Origin of the sequence: Aeromonas dhakensis (genome assembly GCF_000820305.1) — a bacterium.
GTDB lineage: Bacteria > Pseudomonadota > Gammaproteobacteria > Enterobacterales > Aeromonadaceae > Aeromonas > Aeromonas dhakensis.
The window spans coordinates 26,124-46,078 of sequence record NZ_CDBH01000023.1 but is presented as its reverse complement, the minus strand read 5'-3'; the positions used below and the strand labels follow the sequence as shown (position 1 = coordinate 46,078).

General features: G+C 62.9%; 21 protein-coding genes. 8 read left to right on the top strand and 13 right to left on the bottom strand.

Annotated features, from left to right (window positions below):
* The first annotated feature begins 152 nt into the window (after nt 1-152).
* On the top strand, nt 153-692 hold the full coding sequence (locus BN1143_RS04450) for a gamma carbonic anhydrase family protein (RefSeq protein WP_026458747.1): 540 nt from the start codon (nt 153-155) through the stop codon (nt 690-692).
* Nucleotides 693-774: 82 nt separating this feature from the next.
* Here the strand turns inward: BN1143_RS04450 and polA are convergent, their stop codons facing one another.
* Nucleotides 775-3,525, bottom strand: coding sequence for a DNA polymerase I (gene polA, locus BN1143_RS04445; RefSeq protein WP_042049796.1), 2,751 nt, complete (start codon nt 3,523-3,525; stop codon nt 775-777).
* Between the two features lie 400 nt (nt 3,526-3,925).
* Between polA and elbB the strand changes: the two genes are divergently transcribed.
* Complete coding sequence (gene elbB / locus BN1143_RS04440) at nt 3,926-4,576, top strand: isoprenoid biosynthesis glyoxalase ElbB (RefSeq protein ID WP_042049795.1); 651 nt, start codon at nt 3,926-3,928, stop codon at nt 4,574-4,576.
* Between the two features lie 72 nt (nt 4,577-4,648).
* Here elbB and BN1143_RS22595 read toward each other — a convergent pair whose 3' ends face one another.
* The 4 genes from BN1143_RS22595 to fieF form a co-directional block, all read right to left on the bottom strand.
* Nucleotides 4,649-4,858 carry a cell division protein ZapB gene (locus tag BN1143_RS22595; protein ID WP_005307594.1) on the bottom strand — a complete coding sequence of 70 codons (210 nt, stop codon included), beginning with the start codon at nt 4,856-4,858 and terminating at the stop codon, nt 4,649-4,651.
* A gap of 237 nt (nt 4,859-5,095) precedes the next feature.
* Nucleotides 5,096-6,376, bottom strand: coding sequence for a hypothetical protein (locus BN1143_RS04430; RefSeq protein ID WP_042007345.1), 1,281 nt, complete (start codon nt 6,374-6,376; stop codon nt 5,096-5,098).
* A 21-nt stretch (nt 6,377-6,397) separates the two neighbouring features.
* Nucleotides 6,398-7,177 carry a serine O-acetyltransferase gene (cysE, locus tag BN1143_RS04425; protein ID WP_005307587.1) on the bottom strand — a complete coding sequence of 260 codons (780 nt, stop codon included), beginning with the start codon at nt 7,175-7,177 and terminating at the stop codon, nt 6,398-6,400.
* Between the two features lie 8 nt (nt 7,178-7,185).
* Nucleotides 7,186-8,097 (bottom strand): cation efflux pump FieF, encoded by a 912-nt coding sequence (gene fieF, locus BN1143_RS04420; RefSeq protein ID WP_010635505.1) that lies wholly within the window; start codon nt 8,095-8,097, stop codon nt 7,186-7,188.
* A gap of 86 nt (nt 8,098-8,183) precedes the next feature.
* Between fieF and BN1143_RS04415 the strand changes: the two genes are divergently transcribed.
* The 3 genes from BN1143_RS04415 to trmL all read left to right on the top strand — a co-directional run bounded on the left by BN1143_RS04415 (nt 8,184) and on the right by trmL (nt 10,770).
* A complete protein-coding gene (locus tag BN1143_RS04415; protein WP_042049794.1) occupies nt 8,184-8,879 on the top strand; it encodes a response regulator in 696 nt (231 codons plus the stop codon).
* Complete coding sequence (locus BN1143_RS04410; protein WP_010635507.1) at nt 8,876-10,231, top strand: ATP-binding protein; 1,356 nt, start codon at nt 8,876-8,878, stop codon at nt 10,229-10,231. Before BN1143_RS04415 ends, BN1143_RS04410 begins: the two co-directional genes overlap by 4 nt.
* Nucleotides 10,232-10,299: 68 nt before the next feature.
* On the top strand, nt 10,300-10,770 hold the full coding sequence (gene trmL, locus BN1143_RS04405) for a tRNA (uridine(34)/cytosine(34)/5-carboxymethylaminomethyluridine(34)-2'-O)-methyltransferase TrmL (RefSeq protein ID WP_005307574.1): 471 nt from the start codon (nt 10,300-10,302) through the stop codon (nt 10,768-10,770).
* Nucleotides 10,771-10,798: 28 nt separating this feature from the next.
* Here trmL and BN1143_RS04400 read toward each other — a convergent pair whose 3' ends face one another.
* The 4 genes from BN1143_RS04400 to lexA form a co-directional block, all read right to left on the bottom strand.
* Nucleotides 10,799-12,220: an MATE family efflux transporter gene (locus BN1143_RS04400; protein WP_042049793.1), complete on the bottom strand. Its 1,422-nt coding sequence runs from the start codon at nt 12,218-12,220 to the stop codon at nt 10,799-10,801.
* A complete protein-coding gene (locus BN1143_RS04395) occupies nt 12,210-12,836 on the bottom strand; it encodes an SCO family protein (RefSeq protein WP_005307570.1) in 627 nt (208 codons plus the stop codon). The genes BN1143_RS04400 and BN1143_RS04395 overlap by 11 nt, the downstream gene beginning before the upstream one ends.
* 210 nt (nt 12,837-13,046) lie before the next feature.
* Nucleotides 13,047-13,334, bottom strand: a complete 288-nt coding sequence (locus BN1143_RS04390) for a hypothetical protein (protein WP_005307567.1) — start codon at nt 13,332-13,334, stop codon at nt 13,047-13,049.
* A 446-nt stretch (nt 13,335-13,780) separates the two neighbouring features.
* Entirely contained in the window at nt 13,781-14,404 is a 624-nt protein-coding gene (gene lexA, locus BN1143_RS04380) for a transcriptional repressor LexA (RefSeq protein ID WP_005307564.1), read from the bottom strand.
* A 204-nt stretch (nt 14,405-14,608) separates the two neighbouring features.
* Between lexA and plsB the strand changes: the two genes are divergently transcribed.
* Nucleotides 14,609-17,032 carry a glycerol-3-phosphate 1-O-acyltransferase PlsB gene (gene plsB / locus BN1143_RS04375; protein WP_042049791.1) on the top strand — a complete coding sequence of 808 codons (2,424 nt, stop codon included), beginning with the start codon at nt 14,609-14,611 and terminating at the stop codon, nt 17,030-17,032.
* A 61-nt stretch (nt 17,033-17,093) separates the two neighbouring features.
* Here plsB and ubiA read toward each other — a convergent pair whose 3' ends face one another.
* Complete coding sequence (gene ubiA, locus BN1143_RS04370; RefSeq protein WP_017783657.1) at nt 17,094-17,957, bottom strand: 4-hydroxybenzoate octaprenyltransferase; 864 nt, start codon at nt 17,955-17,957, stop codon at nt 17,094-17,096.
* The gene (locus tag BN1143_RS04365; RefSeq protein ID WP_005307556.1) at nt 17,954-18,490 is read right to left on the bottom strand and encodes a chorismate--pyruvate lyase family protein; all 537 of its coding nucleotides are present in this window, start codon (nt 18,488-18,490) and stop codon (nt 17,954-17,956) included. The genes ubiA and BN1143_RS04365 overlap by 4 nt, the downstream gene beginning before the upstream one ends.
* Before the next feature lie 145 nt (nt 18,491-18,635).
* On the opposite strand from BN1143_RS04365, the gene BN1143_RS04360 reads away from it, so the two are divergent.
* Together BN1143_RS04360 and BN1143_RS21730 are read left to right on the top strand one after the other, a co-directional pair.
* Nucleotides 18,636-19,070: a flagellar basal body-associated FliL family protein gene (locus BN1143_RS04360; RefSeq protein ID WP_042049789.1), complete on the top strand. Its 435-nt coding sequence runs from the start codon at nt 18,636-18,638 to the stop codon at nt 19,068-19,070.
* 105 nt (nt 19,071-19,175) lie between these two features.
* The gene (locus BN1143_RS21730) at nt 19,176-19,346 is read left to right on the top strand and encodes a hypothetical protein (RefSeq protein WP_005307551.1); all 171 of its coding nucleotides are present in this window, start codon (nt 19,176-19,178) and stop codon (nt 19,344-19,346) included.
* A 4-nt stretch (nt 19,347-19,350) separates the two neighbouring features.
* Here BN1143_RS21730 and BN1143_RS04355 read toward each other — a convergent pair whose 3' ends face one another.
* Complete coding sequence (locus BN1143_RS04355) at nt 19,351-19,686, bottom strand: DUF2799 domain-containing protein (protein ID WP_010635514.1); 336 nt, start codon at nt 19,684-19,686, stop codon at nt 19,351-19,353.
* Between the two features lie 135 nt (nt 19,687-19,821).
* Nucleotides 19,822-19,944 (bottom strand): hypothetical protein, encoded by a 123-nt coding sequence (locus BN1143_RS22840; protein WP_005307545.1) that lies wholly within the window; start codon nt 19,942-19,944, stop codon nt 19,822-19,824.
* Nucleotides 19,945-19,955 lie beyond the last annotated feature (11 nt).

The window sequence follows — 19,955 nt, the reverse complement described above, 5'->3', positions numbered from 1 at the left end:
GAGTGAATTCGTTCTGGCAACCCCTCCCCTGCAATAAAATTGCAAAAAACTGCACTTTTTTAGTTATTCATATCCAAGCACAGCTTTTATACAAACTTATCCACAGAAACCAGCACCGAATTGCTAGAATGGCCGAAAACAAGGAGGCCAAGATGGACTTGCGACTGAGACCTTACAAGGGAAAACGCCCGCAACTGGGCAAACGGGTATATGTAGATCCCTGCGCCACCCTGGTGGGCGATATCCAGCTGGGTGATGATGCCAGCATCTGGCCCATGGTGGCCGCCAGAGGGGACGTCAACCATATCCGCATCGGTGCGCGCAGCAACATTCAGGACGGCACAGTACTGCACCTGACCCGCAAGAGTGCCAGCAACCCCGGCGGCTATCCACTGCTGATCGGCGAGGATGTCACGGTCGGTCATAAAGCCATGCTGCACGGTTGCACCATCGGCAACCGGGTGCTGGTCGGTATGGGTGCCATCCTGCTGGACGGGGCCGTGGTCGAAGATGATGTAATGATCGGTGCCGGCAGTCTGGTGCCACCGGGTAAGCGACTCGAGGCCGGCTTTCTTTATATGGGCAATCCCATCAAACAGGCACGCCCTCTCAAGCCGGCCGAGATCGCCTTCCTCAAAACCTCGGCCGACAACTATGTCCTGCTCAAGGACGAATATCTGCAAGAGGCCTGAATCCAGTCCGCCACAAACAGGAAGCCCGGCATAATGCCGGGCTTCTCTTCTTCTTATATAGCTATATGACCATCAAACGAGGTCAGTGGGCCTGATCCCAGTTGTCACCGGTACCCGCTTCCACCACCAGTGGCACATGCAATTCGGCAGCCCCCGACATTTTCTCCTTGATGATGGCGATGTATTCCTCCAGCTTCTCTTCGCGGATCTCGAACACCAGTTCATCGTGTACCTGCATCAGCATACGGATCGACTGGTCTTCAACTCCGCGGATCCAGCCATCCACGTTGATCATGGCGCGCTTGATGATGTCGGCGGCCGTGCCTTGCATGGGGGCGTTGATGGCGGCCCGTTCCGCTGCCTTGCGCAGACCGGCGTTGCGCGACTTGATGTCCGGCAGATAGAGGCGGCGACCAAACAGGGTTTCGACATAACCCTGGGCTTCCGCCTGCTGGCGAGTGCGCTCCATGTACTCCAGCACGCCCGGGTAGCGCTCGAAGTAGAGATCCATGTACTTCTGCGCCTCGGCACGGCCGATCCCCAGCTGCTTGGCCAGACCGAAGGCGCTCATGCCGTAGATGAGGCCGAAGTTGATCGCCTTGGCGCTGCGACGCATGTCGCTGGTCACCGCATCAAGTTCAACCCCGAATACCTCGGCGGCGGTCGCCTTGTGGATGTCCTTACCCTCGGCGAAGGCGGTCAGCAACCCCTTGTCACCGGAGAGGTGCGCCATGATCCGCAGTTCAATCTGTGAATAGTCCGCCGCCACCAGCTTGTAACCGGTGCACGGAATGAAGGCCTGCCGAATGCGGCGCCCCTGTTCGTTGCGTACCGGGATGTTCTGCAGGTTGGGATCGGTGGACGAGAGCCGACCGGTCGCCGCCACCGCCTGATGATAGGAGGTGTGCACCCGCCCGGTCTGCGGCTTGATCATCAGCGGCAGCTTGTCCGTGTAGGTGGACTTGAGCTTGGCCAGCCCACGGTGCTCCATCAGCAGTTGCGGCAGCTCATAGGTCTCCGCCAGCTCGGACAGCACCTCTTCCGCTGTGGATGGCGCTCCCTTGGGGGTCTTTTTGATGATCGGCAGCCCCAGCTTGGTGAAGAGGATCTCCCCCAGCTGCTTGGGCGAGGAGAGGTTGAACTCCTGCCCGGCCAGCTCGTGGGCCTGTTTCTCCAGCTCTGCCAGCCGCACTTCGATCTCCTGGCTCTGCTGGTGCAGCAGCTTGGGCTCGATGGTGGTACCGAGTCGCTCCATCCGCGCCAGCACCGGCAGCAGCGGCAGTTCGATCTCGCTGAACACCTTGGCGAGACCCGGCTCCGCAGAGAGCTTGCCCCACAGCGCCTGATGCAGACGCAGGGTGATGTCGGCATCTTCCGCCGCGTAAGGAGCCGCCTGCTCCAGTTCAATCTGGTTGAAGGTGAGCTGCTTGACCCCCTTGCCGGCAATCTCTTCGAACGAGATGGTCTCGACGTTCAGATACCTGCGGGCCAGCGAATCCATGTCGTGGCGGCTGGCAGTGGAGTTGAGCACATAGGACTCGAGCATGGTGTCGTAGGCGATGCCCTGCAGCTCGATGCCGTGATTGAGCAGCACGTTGCGATCGTACTTGAGGTTCTGCCCCACCTTGAGGCGGGCCGGATCTTCCAGCAGCGGCTTGAGCTTGCCGAGTACCACGGCCTCGGTCAGCTGTACCGGCGCCCCCAGATAGTCGTGACCGAAGGGCACATAGGCCGCCTTGCCCGGTTCGATGGCAAAGGAGACGCCAACGATGCGCGCCTCCATATAGTCGAGACTGGTGGTCTCGGTGTCGAAGGCAAACAGCGGCGCCGCCTGCAAACGGGCCAGCCACTCATCGAATTCTGCCTCGTCCAGAATACAGCGGTAGTCGGTCTCGATGGCGGCTGCCGGGGCAGCGCCTTCCTCATCACCCTCGGCGCCGCTCTCCTCGCCACCGGACTCCAGCTCTTTGATCAGGTTACGCAGCTCATACTCGCGATAGACCGCCAGCAGGGCCTCCTTGTCGATGGGGCCGAGCTCCAGCTCTTCCAGGCTCTGCTCCAGCGCCACGTCGGTCTTGATGGTGGCCAGCACATAGGAGAGGCGCACCTGCTCCTCCTGCTCGCGGAACTTGTCGGCAAACGCCTTGGAGCCCCGGAAACCAAGGGCAGCGACCTTGTCAAGGTTGGCGGCGATCTCGTCGATGCTGCCGATCCCCTGCAGCAGGGCAAGGGCCGTCTTCTCGCCGACACCGGTCATGCCGGGGATGTTGTCCACCTTGTCCCCCATCAGGGCCAGGTAGTCGATGATGAGCTCGGGCGGTACGCCGAACTTCTCGATCACCCCTTCCCGATCGGTCTTCACGTCCTTCATGGTGTCGATCAGGGTGACATGGTCGGAGACCAGCTGCGCCATGTCCTTGTCGCCGGTGCTTATCAGCACCGGCAGCTGTTTCTCGGTCGCCTGACGGGCCAGGGTGCCGATCACGTCGTCGGCCTCGACCCCTTCGACCATCAGGAAGGGGAAGCCCATAGCCTTGATCATCTGGTGGATGGGGGCGACCTGGCTGCGCAGATCATCCGGCATGCTGGCCCGGTTGGCCTTGTATTCGGGATAGATGTCGTCGCGGAAGGTCTTGCCCTTGGCATCGAACACCACGGCCACGTGGCAGTCTGGATACTGCTTGCGCAGGCTGCGCATCATGTTGGCCATGACACGGACGGCGCCGCTCGGCAAACCGGTCGAGGTGCGCAGATCGGCCTGCTGAGAGGCAAAGAAGGCGCGGTAAAGATAAGAGGAGCCGTCGACCAGAATAAGGGGATTGCTAGGGGCCATGAAATCGTCCTGCCAGAGATAAACAGCCGCTAGGATGCCACAGGGCCCCCTTCACACCAAGAGGGGGGGCGACCCGGCCGAGGGATCCTCATCGACTACCATGCTGTGGATAACTCTGTGCTCAAAAATGGAGTGATTGATGAAGCCCAGTGAAACCACTGTGGATAAAAAATGAAAATCACATATATAACAACGAATTGAGATCGTTAAAACCGATCGTCAGACCGTTGAAATGATCTCGATCAATGTGGAAAAAGATTTAAGGGAGTAAACGCGGCAGGATCCGAAACGAAACAATCCTAGCACAGCAAGATGACTTGACCAGCGGAGGACGAACGATAACCATACAAAAGTACAACAATCCATCCTGGCTCACATTTTCAACAACGAGGAGTCTGTCATGAAAAAAGTGGCCGTGATCTTGAGTGGCTGTGGCGTCTTTGACGGGGCCGAAATCCACGAGGCCGTGATCAGTCTGCTGGCACTGGCCAGGCAGGGCGCCGCCGTGCAGTGCTTCGCACCCAATGTTCCGCAGCTCCATGTCGTCAACCACCTGAGCGGGGAAGTGAGCGAGGGAGAGAGCCGCAACGTGCTGGTCGAAGCCGCCCGCATCTGCCGCGGCCAGATCAAGGACGTGGCAGAGCTGGATGCAGCCGACTACGATGCCCTGCTGGTGCCGGGCGGATTCGGTGCCGCCAAGAACCTGTGTGACTTCGCCATCAAGGGAGCAGAGTGCCAAATCCAGCCGGATGTGCTGAAGGCGTGCCAGAGCTTTGCCAAGGCCAACAAGCCGGCGGCCTATATCTGCATCGCACCAGCCATGATCCCGCTCATCTACGGCGCCGGCACCTTGGCTACCATAGGCCATGACGAGGGCACTGCCAACGCCATCGAGGCGATGGGTGGCAGCCACCTCAACTGCCCGGTCAACGAATTCGTGGTGGATCAGGAGCGCAAGGTGATCTCCACCCCCGCCTACATGCTGGCCAGCAATATAGTGGAGGCGGCGGACGGCATCGAGAAGACCGTCAAGCAGCTGCTGGCGCTCTGATTGCCAGATTGACCCAAACAAACGGGCCGCTCATGGAGCGGCCCGTTTTCAATTCTCGCGTATAGCGACGGATTAGATGCTTTCGCCCATCTGATCCATCTTGCCCAACAGGGCACGCAGACGCTCTTGCCAGGCAACGTGCTCGTTGCGCAGCTGATGGTTCTCGTCTTGCAGCTTGCTGTTCTGCTCTTTCAGCTCGTCCAGCTCCATCTTCAGCAGGGAGATGTTGTCGACGGCGGATTGTACTTTGGATTCGAGTTGCTCAAGGACTTCTAGTGACATATGCATACCTGTATGTTCAATTGCGATGCCCCACAGAGGGCGATTCAAGCGCGTGAAGCCAGCATACCCTGATGGCATCGGCACAAACAAGCCGGTGCGCTGTAAAATGCGCCTTCCATGGATGTATTGACTAAATATGCGTCTATTTTTCTCGCATCCTGCGCCGGGGCCACGGCAGGGCCCGCACAAGCCGCCATTGCATCCGATCTGCTCCCCTATTCACATCAACCGGACGCCTCAGCTGTGCAGGGCGATATAGGCCCCCAGCAGCAGACAGGCAACCCCGTACATCAGCAGGCCGTAGAGCAGGTTGCCGCGCAAAATGGCCCCGGCACTCAGGTTGTAACGGGAGGCCAGCGCCAGGTTGGAGCCGGAGAGCGGGCTGGTGCCGGTGGCCAGCCCCCACCCCAGCAAAAAGGTCATGCCGAGCAGGCTGGGATCCGGTGCCAGTGGCCACAGCAGCGGCGCCAGCCCGGAGATGCTGATGAGCGGGTGTACTCCGACGATGGCCACCAACAGGATCAGCAGCAGGGTGAGCGAAGCCTCCAGCCAGCCGAAGTGATGGAAGAAGGGCAAGCCGTGGCCGCCGCCCAGCTCGAGTACCGACAAGGCGCTGTTAATGCCGGCAGCCAGCAGGCCAGCCCCCAGAAACAGCACAATCTGACCGCCGATGGCGGGAAAGCGCTCCACCACCTGCCGCTTGAGGGCAGGGCCTCGCCCCGTGCTCGGCATAAAGGCAAACGCCAGCAGCGGCGCCACCAGGGCGATCACCGCCAGGATGCCGAGATCCGGCCAGATCTGCTTGATCAGCAGCACCAGCCCGGCCAGGGCAACTGGCAGCCCCAGGGTCTGCAGCCGCAGCGGGTAGCCGGCAAAATCCGCCACCCCCAGCCGCTCCACCTGCCAGGCGGTCAACCCCATCGCCAGCAGGGTCGCCACCAGCCCAAACGGCAGGATCTGCGACAGCTGCAGACCGGGGGCATAGGTGAGCGCCACCGCCATGGCGACGAAGAAGGGTGACCAGAAGGCCGCCGCACAGAAGATCCGGCTCAGCACCAGTACCTGACGCCGCTCCAGGGTGCCGCCCCGTTCCAGCCGATCGCCGATGATGAAGAGTACCGAGAGGTTGATGACGGCCCCCAGCAGGTTGAGGCTGGCCATGGTGCTCCACAGCCCCTTGCGCCCTTGCCATGAGGTGGTACCGGTCAGCAGGCCCGAGGTGGCGAGATTGAGGGTGCTCACCGCCGCAAACATGGTGAGCATGTTGATGTTGGGCAGCAGCCAGTCCGCCGGCCGGAGGCTGGCCCCTTGCCAGCAGGAGAAGATCAGCAGCGCCAGTGCCGCCCCGTACAGGGCAAGCGCCTGACGGCGCGCCGCCCCCACCAGCCAGGGCCAGGTGAGCAGGGAGGCTCCCCAGGCGGCGATGGCTGCCGGCCAGGGGGAGAACCCCAGATAGAGGTGCAGCAGGTTGAGCAGCCACATCCCCAGGATCAGATAACCCGACCAGCGCTTGGCCATCGACTCGCCTCGGTCAGGGGATCAGAGACACTGATCCATGTCCAGCGACGGCTTCTCGCACTCCGGACGGCCCACGATCTTGGCGGGCACGCCCGCCACTGTGGTGTGCGGCGGCACCGGGTTGATCACCACGCTGCCGGCGCCGATCTTGGCGCCCATGCCCACTTCGATGTTGCCGAGCACCTTGGCACCCGCCCCTATCATCACCCCTTCCCGGATCTTGGGGTGGCGATCGCCGCTCTCCTTGCCGGTACCGCCCAGGGTGACGCTCTGCAGGATGGAGACATCGTCCTCGATCACCGCCGTCTCGCCGACCACTATGCCGGTGGCGTGGTCAAACATGATGCCCTTGCCGATGCGGGCGGCCGGGTGCACGTCCACCCCGAACACCACGGAGATCTGGTTCTGCAGGTAGAGCGCCAGCGAACGACGCCCCTGGCGCCACAGCCAGTTGGCGACCCGATAGCCCTGCAGGGCATGGAATCCCTTCAGGTAGAGCAGCGGGGTGGAGAAGAGATCGACCGCCGGGTCGCGCTCCTGCACCGCGCAGATGTCGGCGGCGACCATGGTCAACAGCTCGGGCTCGCTGCGCAGAGCCAGCTCGATCACCTCGCGCAGGGCGATGGCGGGCATGGTGGCGCTGTCCAGCTTGTTGGCCAGCTGGAAGCTGAGGGCCGAACGCAGGTTCTTGTGATTGAGAATGGTGGAGTGGAAGAAGCTGGCCAGCATGGGCTCTTCGGTCGCCATGCTCGCCGCTTCTTGCTGAATTTTTTGCCAGGTTCTGGCAACCAGATCATCCATGTTGCAGCCTACTGTTGTTCTGAGGGAGTGCCTTGCTGTTCCTTGTGCACCACGGAGATGGGGTCCATGTGGATGATGACATCCATGCGCTCGAATGCCTGACGAACAGCCAGTTCGGCTTCATCGGCAATCTGATGGGCCTTGACCAGAGGGAGCTGATCGTCCAGTTCCAGATGCAACTGCACGAAGCGGGTCGGACCAGACTGGCGGGTGCGCAGATCATGCACCCCGTGTACACCTTCGACGGCACAGCAGAGGGCCATTATTCTCGCTTGTTCCTCGGCTGGCAACTGACGATCGAGCAGCGCCTGCACCGATTCATAACCGATGTGCAACGCCCCCCACAACAGGAACAGCCCGATCAGGATGGCAAACAGGCCGTCGGCCCAGTACCAGCCCTGCCCCGCCAGCACCAGTGCCAGCAGCACGCCACCGTTGAGCAGCAGATCAGAGCGGTAGTGCAGCATGTCGGCCTTGATGGCCACGCTGTTGGTCTTGCGGATGACGAAACTCTGGAAGCTGACCAGCAGCAGGGTCAGCACGATGGAGCCGCCGCTGACCCACAGACCCGCCTCGAGTCGCTCCAGCGGCGCCTGTTTGAGCAGGGAGGAGATGCCGTGCATCACCAGCAGCAGCGCGGAGCCCGAGATGAAGGCTGACTGGATCAGCCCGGCCAGCGACTCCGCCTTGCCGTGACCGAAGCGATGCTCGTCGTCGGCCGGTGACAGGGCATAACGGATGGCCAGCAGGTTGATGATGGAGGCGCTCACGTCCATGAAGGAGTCGGTGAGGGAGGCCAGCAGGCTCGAGGAGTCGGTCATCAGCCAGGCGATCAGCTTGCCGGTGATCAGCAGGGTAGCGGTGGTGACGGCGGCCATGCTGGCCAGCGTCACCCAGCGGGAATATTGTTGATGGCTCAAAACCGGCTTTCCTCTTGCGGTTAAAAATCTATTATACCCTGACCCCTGCGCCAGTCTGGCGCGAAAAATCAGCGGAATGACTTCAGATGCACAAAATACTCCTGGTCGACGACGATCTCGAGCTGACCCAGTTGCTCACCGAAATTCTGACCCTGGAAGGCTTCCAGGTGACCGTCGCCGAGGATGGCGAAGAGGGGTTGCAGCGGCTGGCCGAACAGCACTTCAACCTGGTCCTGCTGGACGTGATGATGCCCAAGCTCAATGGCTTCGCCATGCTGACCCGGCTGCGCAAGACCCACGACACCCCGGTGCTGATGCTGACCGCCCGCGGCGACAGCCAGGATCGGGTCAACGGGCTGGAGGCCGGGGCCGACGACTACCTGGCCAAGCCGTTCGATGACAGGGAGCTGCTGGCCCGGGTGCGCGCCATCCTGCGCCGCACCCAGGGCAGCCAGCCCCAGCGCGGCGGCAGTTCGGACGAGGTGCGCTTCATGGATCTGGTGCTGCAGCCCGGTCTGCAGCAGGCCAGTTGCCACGGCGATCTGCTGGAGCTGACCGCCACCGAATTCGGTCTGCTGGAGTGCCTGTTGCGCAGTCCGGGCCAGATCGTCAGCAAGAGCCAGCTCTCCGAGCTGGTGCTGGGCAAGAAGCTGGAGCCCTTCGACCGCGCCATCGACATGCACCTGAGCAACCTGCGCAAGAAGCTGCCTGAGCGCACCGACGGCCAGCCCCGCTTCAAGACGGTGCGCGGCCGTGGCTACCTGTGGCTGGAACAGGCATGAGAACGGCCCGCACCTTCAACGGTCTCTCCACCCAGATCTTCCTCTGGTTCTGGTTCATGCTGTTGCTGGTGGTGGCCGCCGTGGTGATCCTGCCGACCCTGGATCCCCGCAACATCATCCCGCTGCCGGCCCACGAGATCGCCCGCCTCAACAACAATCTGAAGGCGCTGCAGAAGGGGGCGGATCCCACTCAGGATTTCGATCTGGCCCAGGCCATCGACGCCGCCGGCCTGCTGCCGGTGGACAACATCTACCTGCGCGATGCCAAGGGACAGATGCAGTCCAGCACCCGCCTGAGCAAGTTCGTGGTCCGTTTCATGCTCGATTCGGACAACCCGGCCAAGCCCATGCTAGGCAGCGAGCACAAGCGGGCCATCGCCGGCCCCTTCCAGATGGAGCATCGCGGCCAGATCTACCACGTCTACTTCGGCCTCAACGTCGAGAACTCCTATCTGTTCCTGTTCATCCAGATCCTGGATCACCCGATCCAGATCCTCGGCATCGCCATGCTGGTCAGCACCCCGCTCTGCCTGCTGCTGGCCTGGCGGCTGACCCGCCCCATCCTGCAGTTGCAGCAGTCGGTCTCCCGGCTGGCGGAGGGCAATCTGGAGGCGCAGATCCCCAACCTGGGGCGGCGGGACGAGATAGGCCAGCTGGCGGATCACGTCAGCCACATGGTCGATACCCTCAAGAACATGATCCAGAAGCAGAAACAGCTGCTCTCCGACATCTCCCACGAGCTGCGCAGCCCGCTCACCCGCATCCAGCTGGCGCAGGCGCTGATCCGCCGCAAGCAGGGGGACAGCAACGAGCTGGCCCGAATCGAATCGGAGATAGGCCGGCTCGACAAGCTGATCGGCGACCTGCTCGATCTGTCGCGGGTGCAGCAACATGTAGAGGCGCCGGTGGTGATGCCGCTAGCCGATCTGCTGGAACCCATCCTGGACGACGCCATGTTCGAGGCAAATCAGAGCGGCAAGCAGCTCAGGTTGCCGCCGCTGCCCACCGACTCCCTGCGGATGTGGCCCGATCTGCTGGCCAGGGCGCTGGAAAACCCGCTGCGCAACGCGCTCAAATATGCCCGCGAGTTCATCAAGGTGGACTGGTACCGGGAGGGTCGGGAGTGGGTGATGACCATCCGCGACGACGGCCCCGGCGTACCGGTGGAGCAGCAGCCGCAGCTGTTCCTGCCCTTCTTCCGGGTGGATGATGCCCGCAACGCCAAGACCGGCGGCACCGGACTGGGGCTGGCCATCGCCGCGGAGGCCATCCTGCGCCACGGCGGCACCATCCGCGCCAGCAGCAACCACCCGGCCGGGCTGACCATCACCATCCGCCTGCCCATAGGCTGAGCAGGCCCTTTTCATCCGCCCGGGCGCTGGGTATGCTGGCGCCCTTTTCGCCCCATCAGGACGCCGTCATGCTCGACATCGTGCTCTACCAACCGGAAATTCCGCCCAACACCGGCAACATCATCCGCCTCTGCGCCAACACCGGCTATCGGCTGCACCTGATAGAGCCGCTGGGGTTCGAGTGGGATGACAAGCGGGTGAAACGGGCGGGGCTCGACTATCACGAGTTCGCCGAGGTGAAGCGCTGGCCAAACTTCGAGGCCTTCCTGGCGGCGGTAGCGCCGACACGGGTATTTGCCTGCACCACCAAGGGGCGCACCGCCCATTCGGCAGTGCAGTTTGCCGCCGGGGATGCCCTGTTGTTCGGGCCCGAGAGCCGCGGCCTGCCCATCGAGATCATCGAGAGCCTGCCGTTCGAGCAGCGGCTGCGCATCCCCATGCTGCCCCAGAGCCGCAGCATCAATCTCTCCAACGCGGTGGCGGTATTCGTCTACGAAAGCTGGCGCCAGCTGGGCTACCCCGGCTCGCTGCAGGTCTGAACCGGATCTGCCTGAGTAGATAGCGGGCTCAGGAGGAGGCCTGCTGCGCCTCCCCCGCCCCGTGGGGTGAGTGGAGCAGCCGACCATCGCGCTCCAACTGCCAGCATAGCCAGCCCAACGTCAGTCCCCGCCCCGCCATCAGGGCCGCCATCGCGGCCCACAAGGCCGCCACGCCCCAGCCCTGACAGAGCCACCAGACCGGGAAGAAGCCGCCGAGGGCCGCCACCAGCATGCTGTTGCGCATCTCCCGGGCCCGGGTCGCCCCGATGAAGACCCCGTCCAGCAGGAAACACCAGACCGCCAACAGCGGCATGGCGATGAGCCAGGGCAGCTGCGCATTGGCCGCGGCGATCACCGCCGGCAGATCCGTGATGTACCCAATCAGCCGGCTGCCCCCCAGCGCAAACAGCAGGCTGAAGCCCAGCGCAATCAGCAGCGCCCAGCCGAGGTTGAGGCCGATGGCCTCCCGCAGTCCCTGCCGATCCCGACGTCCGATGGCGCGCCCCACCATGGCCTCCACCGCATAGGCGAAGCCGTCCAGCCCGTAGGAGATGAGCATCAAAAAGTTGAGCAGCACCGCATTGGCTGCCACCGCCACATCCCCCAACCTGGCCCCCTGCAGGGTCATGAAGGCGAAACAGAGCTGCAGGCAGAGGGAGCGGATGAAGATGTCCCGGTTCAGGGCCAGCAGTCGCAGCAACGCGGGCCACTGGCGCCAGCGCTGCCAGGCCCCCTGCCACGCCGTCGGCGCCAACCGGCGCAGGTGACCGCTCACCAGCCAGAGTCCCAACCCGAGCGCGCTGTAGTCCGCCAGCAGCGAGGCGCCAGCGACCCCCTTCACCTGCCAGCCCAGCCCCAGCACGAACCAGGCATCGAGCCCCATGTTGACCAGGTTGGTGAAGATCAGCAGCAACATGGGGCTGCGCGCATCCTGCATGCCCAGCAACCAGCCCATGATCACCAGGTTGCAGAGCGCCGCCGGGGCGCTCCAGATCCGTACCGAGACGTACTCGGCGGCATAGTGCTGCACCTCGGCGGAGCCGCCGCTGAGGGCGATGAGGGTGGGGAGCGACGGCAGCAACAGCAGCAACAACGCCAGCCCCAGTGCGATGGCGAGACCCAGCGCCCTGGCCAGGGTGTCGAGCTGGCCGGCCGGGCTGCTGGCGCCATGGGCCTGGGCGGTCAGGCCGGTGGTGGACATCCGCAGGAAGCCGAGCAGCCAGAACAACAGGTTGATGAGGGTGGCGCCGACCGACACGCCGCCGAGGAACCAGGCCTGGCCGAGATGACCGATCACCCAGGTGTCCACCAGTCCCAGCAGTGGGGTGGTGACATTGGAGAAGACCATGGGCAGGGCCAGGGCAAACACGGCGCGATGGCGGCGCCCGTCTCGCCACCAGACGGGGGTCAACATGCCGGAGGACGTCCGTTGCTCATCACTATTCGCCATCCAGCCGCACTATCCTGGCAAAGTCCGACACCATGCTCGCCATCACCACCCTGGGCACCCCGTCCTCGCTCAGACGAGGGCGAAACACGGCCTCCAGCTTGCCGGCCGGATTGATCAGCACGATGGAGGCGGAGTGGTCGATCAGGTAATCCTTCTCCCCCTGATCGGCGATGGAGTAGATGAGCCCCAGATTGCGCACGAAGGGAAACAGCTTGTCGTGGGGGCCGGTCGCCGCCTTGAACTCCGGGTTGAAGAAGGCCGTGTAGGTCTTGAGGCGGGCCACGTCGTCCCGCTGGGGATCCGCCGAGATGAACACCACCTGGCTGCTCGGAGCGATCTTCTTCAGCTCGGGGTAGACGGAACGCAGGTCCGCCAGGGTGGTCGGGCAGATGTCGGGACAGAAGGTGTAGCCGACGAACAGGAAGGTCCAGTGGCCGGTCAGGCTGGCCGGCACGAACGGCTGGCCATCCTGATCGGTGAAGGCAAACGGGTTGATATCCCGCCCCGCCGGATAGTAGTCGGCGTGCTCGGGCAGGGAGGGCTGGCTCCAGTAAAAACCGCCCATCATGCCCCCGACCAGCAGCAGAAACAGCAAGGGGTAACGTGGTTTCACCATAAAAAACAAACCCTTTACGTCGACATGCCCGCCAGCCGGGCCCGAATGAAAGGGCTATTGTAACCCAGTGAGCACCGGGCCGGTCACTCCCTTGTCACGGTTGCCCGTTCGCTGGCCAACTTTGGTCAGAAGATGACGCCAGGGTCTGCAAAGCGACGCCGGATCGCCCAAAACGACAGCCCCACCGGGAGGTGGGGCTGTTGCAACGGGTCAAGGTTGTTGTCGGCGCCGCTCGTGCAGGCGGCGGCTCGAGGCGCGCAGCGGGATGACAGGAGCGGTCCAGAGATCATCGGCCAACCCCTGCTCGTGATGGCTATGAAACAGGCGCACCAGGCGGACAATCTTGTCCTTCGGGCACCCCAGCCAGATGGTCCAGCAGGCGCCCTTGTGGTGTACCCAGAGCGCGTAGAAACGGGTCATCCGGTTACCCTTGATGAAACGGGTGATGGAAGAAACGGGCGATGCCAGACCCGGATCCCATGGCGAGCTTGAAGCCATACCTGTCCTCCTTGATCAACAGGTCACGTCGACCGGCACCGTCCACCACCGCAAGGGGCGACCCGATGACTGCCGCGTGTCGACTGCACGAGTGTGCCGCTGTTGTGCCGACTGCCGGCGCCCTGCTGGCCACTCTCCCTTCTATCCCGCTGACGCCTCTGCCCCCGGACGAGGCACACATGCTGCCTGCACCGGGCGCGAAGCGCTTGTTATTCCCTGCTGCCCTCGGGGTTCCTGCCACCAGCGACGCGAAGCTGCGCGTCTTGCCGAGCATCGGGGGGCGGCTCACGCCAGTGAGCCAGCCTTACCAAATGATATATCTGAAATGAATCGCCTGCGGCGAGCGCCCGCAGACAAAAGTGCCGGGTATCAGGATCTGATTGAAATCACGGGGAAAGGAGCGCAGAAACAACAGAGCCTCCCATGGGAGGCCCTGTTGGCACGGATTACATCCAGTCGGCGTTGCGAATGACACCGACCGCCAGCCCCTCGATGGTAAGGTGCTGGCTGGCGAGATCCACCTCGATGGGGGAAAGCTCTTCATTCTCCGGCAGCAGCCACACCTGGCTGCCCTTGCGCTGGAAGCGTTTGACGGTGACATCTTCGTCGAGCCGCGCCACCACCACCTGACCGTTGCGTACCTCCTGAGTCTTGTGCACCGCCAGCAGGTCACCATCCAGAATGCCGATGTTCTTCATGCTCATGCCCTGTACCCGCAGCAGGAAGTCTGCCCGCGGGTGGAACAGGGCAGGATCCACCTGGTAGTGGCTCTCGATGTGTTCCTGCGCCAGGATGGGCTCGCCGGCAGCCACCTTGCCGATCAGCGGCAGACCGCTCTCTTCCAGCTGCTCTTCCTCTTCGAGCAGCAGGCGGATGCCACGGGACGTGCCCGGCATGATCTCGATGACCCCCTTTTTGGCCAGGGCCTTCAGATGTTCCTCGGCCGCGTTGGCCGACTTGAAACCAAGCTTCTGGGCAATCTCGGCGCGAGTCGGCGGCATGCCGGTCTCGTTCATGTTCGCCTTGATCAACTCCAGCACTTCGGCCTGGCGGGGAGTAAGGGGTTTCATAGCATGGGCACCTGTCTTTTTATACAGCACACTGGCAGTATATACAGTGCAGTGGCCAAGGCAAGCCGCAGCTGACATTTGTCGCGGCCCTCTGTTCATTTGCCATGGTTTTGATCCCGCGCAGCCGACTCATCGTACCTCTCGGCGACAAGCAGTCGGTGATTTGCTATGCTCACGCCGCATTTTTTTGGAGAGCAGACGCACATGTCCCTTGGACAGAAGATTTCCAGAGCCATCTTGCAATGGCCGGTCAGCGGCTTGGTCAATCACAAGAGCCTGCCGGAAAACCCCATCACGGAACTCAAGCTGGATCCGGCCAGACCCATCGTCTATGCCCTGAAGACCAGCTCGATCACCGACCTGATGACCCTGCAGCAGTGCTGCGAGGATCTCGGTCTGCCCGGCCCCTTCACGCCGCTGGAGCTGAACGGCCAGCTGCTGCCGCGCTATGTCTGTCTGGATCGTCCACCTCCCCTGTTCGGCAAACGCAGCAAGCCGCTCCCCTTCCTGCAGGAGTTCCACCAGTTGCTGGATTTGCACAAGCAGGATCCGGCGCTGGACATCCAGGTGGTGCCCGTCACCCTGTTCTGGGGCCGTGCCCCGGGTCGGGAAGGCGAGGAGGCCTCCGGCTGGAACATCATCAGCAGCCTGGCACCGAACCGCCTCAAGAAGGCGCTGATCGTGATCCTGAAAGGACGCGAGAACCTGGTGCGCTTCTCTCCGCCGCTCTCCCTGCGCTACATGGCGGACAAGCACGGCACCGACGAGGCCATCGCCCACAAGCTGGCGCGGGTGGCCCGCACCCACTTCAGCCGCCAGCAGCTGGCCGCCACCGGGCCCAAGCTGCCCAACCGCAACCTGCTGTTCAAGCAGCTGCTCGACTCTGGCGTGATCCAGCAGGCCATCGAGGAGGAGGCCCAACGCGAGGGGATCAGCCTCGATAAAGCCCAGAAACGGGCTCATGGCTACATGGACGAGATCGCCTCCAACTTCTCCTACCGGTTGATCCGGCTCGGCGAAAGCTTCCTCGGCTGGCTGTGGAACAAGCTCTATCGCGGCCTGTCGGTCAACGGCGCCGAAAAGGTGCGCCAGCTGGCCCAGGAGGGTCACGAGATCGTCTACGTGCCCTGCCATCGCAGCCACATGGACTATCTGCTGCTCTCCTACGTCATCTATCACCAGGGCATGGTGCCGCCCCACATCGCGGCAGGCATCAACCTCAACTTCTGGCCGGCGGGCCCGATCTTCCGCCACGGCGGTGCCTTCTTCATCCGCCGCACCTTCAAGGGCAACCCGCTCTACAGCACGGTATTCCGGGAATACCTGAACCTGCTGTTTGCCAAAGGCTACTCGGTGGAGTTCTTCACCGAGGGCGGTCGCTCCCGTACCGGTCGCCTGCTGCCACCCAAGACCGGCATGCTGGCGATGACCCTGCAGGCCATGATGCGCGGACTGGATCGGCCGCTCACCTTCGTCCCCGTCTACCTGGGTTATGAACACGTGATGGAGGTGAACACCTACCACAACGAGCTCAAGGGCAGCCGCAAGGAGAAGGAGAGCTTCCTGCAGGTGCTCGGCATCCTGCGCAAGCTGCGCAACTACGGCCGCGGCTTCGTCAACTTCGGCGAGCCGCTGACCCTCAACAGCTACCTCAACGAACACGTGCCGACCTGGAAGGAGCACATCGGCGAGGAGGAGCGTCCCGAGTGGATGGCTGGCACCGTCAACCAGCTGGCCGAGCTGCTGATGACCCGCATCAACGGCGCCGCCGCCGTCAACGGCCTGACCCTGAGCGCGCTGGCGCTGCTGGCCGCCGAACGCCACGCCCTCACCCGCGACGAACTGCAGGCCCAGCTCAACACCTATCTGGACCTGCTCAAGCAGGTGCCCTACAGCCCGCACAGCACCATGCCGGCCGAGGATGCCAAGACCCTGCTGGATCAGGCGATGGAGCTCAACAAGTTCGAGGTGAGCGAGGACAAGCTGGGGCAGATCATCAGCCTGGACCGCTATCAGGCGATCCTGCTGACCTACTACCGCAACAACATCCTCCATCTGTTCGCCATACCCTCGCTGGTGGCGGCCCTGATCGAACGCTGCGAGGGGATCTCCCGCAGCGAAATCGTTGCCCGCTGCATCGACATCTACCCGCTGCTCAAGACCGAGCTGTTCCTGCGCTATGAAGAGGATGAGCTGCCGGAGCTGGTCGATGCCCTGCTGGCCGAGCTGCAACGCCAGCAGCTGATCGAGGCCCGCGACGGCGGCTTCTGGGTCAATCCGGTCAACCAGACCCGCCTGCTGCTCTTGGCCGAGAGCATCCAGGAGACCCTGCAGCGCTACGCCATCGTGCTGACCCGGGTGCTGGCCCAGCCCAGCATCGAGGCGGAGCAGCTGGAGGCGGACGGCCTGATGATGGCGGAGCGCCTCGGCACCCTGCACGGCATCAACGCCCCCGAGTTCTTCGACCAGAAGCTGTTCAGCACCCTGATCCACACCCTGCGCAGCGAAGGCTATCTGGATCCGGGCTGCAAGCCGGATCTGGGCCGCTTCCAGGCGCTGGCCGACAACATAGTGCCGCTGCTCAGCACCAAGATCCGCCGCACCATTCAGGCGGGCAACCGGACCTGAGCAGGTACACACCCATGAAAAAGGCCGCATGTCGCGGCCTTTTTCATGGGGGAAAGCGAGTTCACAGGTAGTTGATCACCACCCCGGCGAAGATCAGCGCCCCCACGTAGTTGTTGTTGAGGAACGCCTGGAAGCAGGCTTCCCGCGCCCGCTCCCGGATCAACCTCTGCTGATAGACGAACAGCGCCGCCGCCGCCAGCAGCGACCAGTAGTAGCTGGATCCCAGCTCGCTCAGCTGGCCCACCAGCAGCAGGATCAGCAGGGTCAGCAGCTGCAGCGCGCCGATGATCCGCTTGTCGTGACGGCCGAACAGGATGGCACTCGACTTGAGACCGAGCTTGAGGTCATCGTCCCGGTCCACCATGGCGTACTCGGTATCGTAGGCGATGGTCCACAGCAGGTTGGCGAGAAACACCAGCCAGGCCACGGCCGGCAAGGCGTTGGCCTGGGCCGCGTAGGCCATGGGAATGGACCAGGAGAAGGCCATGCCGAGCACCAGCTGGGGGATCGGGATGTAGCGCTTCATGAAGGGGTAGCAGACCGCCAGCAGCAGGGCCGCGAACGACAGGCCTATGGTGAGCGGGTTCATGGTCAGCACCAGGGCGAACGAGATGAGCGCCAGCACGGCGAACAGCGCCAGTACCTCCCGTGGCTTGACCTTGCCCATGGGCAGCGGCCGGCCGGCGGTACGCTTCACGTGACCGTCGAAGTTGCGATCCGCATAGTCATTGATGACGCAACCGGCGGAGCGCATCAGAAACACCCCCACCACGAACACCAGCAGGGTCCAGAGATCCGGCAGGCCATCGGCCGCCAGCCAGAGCGCCCACAGGGTCGGCCACAGCAGCAGCAGGGTACCGATGGGCTTGTCGATGCGAGCCAACTGCACGTAGGCCAGTCCCCGCTCCTTGGTTAACAGATTCACTCCAGCTCCTTGTTGCATGACAGAGAGGGCAAGAAGAGTTCATGGACCAGCAGTGGCCATTGCCCCAGAAACAGACGGGAACGGCGTCCCCACACGATGCCGGCCGGACACCAGGGATTGCTCGCAATCTCGAAACAGGCCAGTTGCAGGTGATCGCGCCGGGCAGGCTCGTCACCGAAGATACGCTCACCCAGAGGCTGCTCGCCCAGCTCACGCAAGCCGCTGTCAGGCAAGGCAGCCTCGGCGAACAGGGTCCAGCCCAGCAGGGCCGGCCCACGATCACCGTGCAGGATCACCTCGCGGCACAGACCTGCCGGATGATCGGCGGCCACCAGCTGCTGCTCGTCGGCATCGAGGGGGACGCTGCGGTTGCCGAGCAGTTGCACCGAAAAGTGGTGATTGTGGCGGCGCAGGCGCCGGGTCATGGAGTCCGCCTCCAGCAACCAGGGCAGCAAGGCCTCGGGCGGCTCGCACTGCGCGGGAGTCCGCCAGGGCTCCAGCCGGACAAGGGGAACAGTCAACTCGGACTTCACAGCTTCACCATCCGGAGATTTCCGTTATCAGGTTAAAATCCGGTTTATTATCCGTAAATCAATCGAGAATTGTAAGAACATCCGTGCTTGACGGCCCCGATGGCAACATCAAAAATGGGGTATCTCTTGCTGATGAGCCATCCATATGAAGCTATTCAAATTTCTGCTGGTGTTGTTGCTGAGTTGTGGTGCACTCCAGACCTACGCCTCCGAAGGGGGGGAAGCACCCGCAGAAGGAGAAGCGGCGGCGGCCAAGCCGGGATTCCTCTACCACCTGCTGGATCCCGACATCATCACCAACTACCTGAGCGACGGTAAAACCCTCGGCTACGTCCGGGTGACGGTGGAGCTGATGGCCGAGAACGAGGCCGACCTCAAGCTGCTGGAGCAGCATGACCCCCTGATCCGCGACGCCATCATCCGCCTGATGGGCAGCAAGACCGCCGATCAGATCAAGTCCCTGGTCAGCCGTGAAGACCTGCGCAAGGAGTGCGAGACCCGGGCCAACGAGCTGCTGGTGAAAGAGAGCGGCAAGAAGGCGATACGCGAGCTCATCTTCACCAAATTCCTCTATCAGTAATATCCCGTCATCACGAGCGGGCCATGCGATCATCCGGGCCCGCTCGCTGTTTTAGAAATGAAAATTGATTACACTAGGGCCCACTGAGTTGTCGAGGTAGTCGGAATGGGCAACAAGACCCTGTGTGAATGGCGTCGCAGCGAGATCCCGGCCGATCTCAAGACCCTGCGCAAAATCGTGCGCAAACCCAAGTTCGTCTGCGGCAAGTGTGCCCGCAGCGCCAACGACAAGAGCTATCTGTGTCAGCCGCTGCGGTTGAAAGAGAAAGAAGCCTGACCGGCTATTGATCGGTCCAGCCCTGGCGCCCCTGCTCGAACAGCCGGCGCGCCTGGACGTCGTTGGGGCATACCCCGCGGTACTCCTCGCCGGAACGGCCTGCCAGATAGAGATGTTCCGGCCGGCAGTACCAGGCCAGCCCCTTCTGGTGTCCCTGTTTCCACAGCTCGGCATCCACCTTCTCGCCGCACTGGGCCTGATGGAACTCGACCCGCTCGGCGGTGAGGCCCAGCTTGCCATCCGCCTCCCCCACCTCGCTCCACACCTTCTCGCACGGATCATCCGAGTGGGAGGCACAGCCCCCAAGCAGGGCGGCAAACACTATCACCGAGAGTCGCATAATCATCCTTGAGTGTCGTTTGGGCAGTTCATTCTAGCCAGCCCGCCGCCGGCCTCCAAGTGCCCGTCCCCATTCCTGTGAGCCGCCCAAAAAAACAGGCGGGCCCGAGGCCCGCCTGTGTATTCAATACGCGGATTACTGGTCGTCGAGAGGGTCATCGTCCTGCCAGCTCTCGTCTTCCCATTCATCCAGCTCGTCCTCCCAGGATTCCGGTTCCCACTCGTCGTCGAGGTCGTAATCCGGCTTGTGTCCACCCATGCTCATTCTCC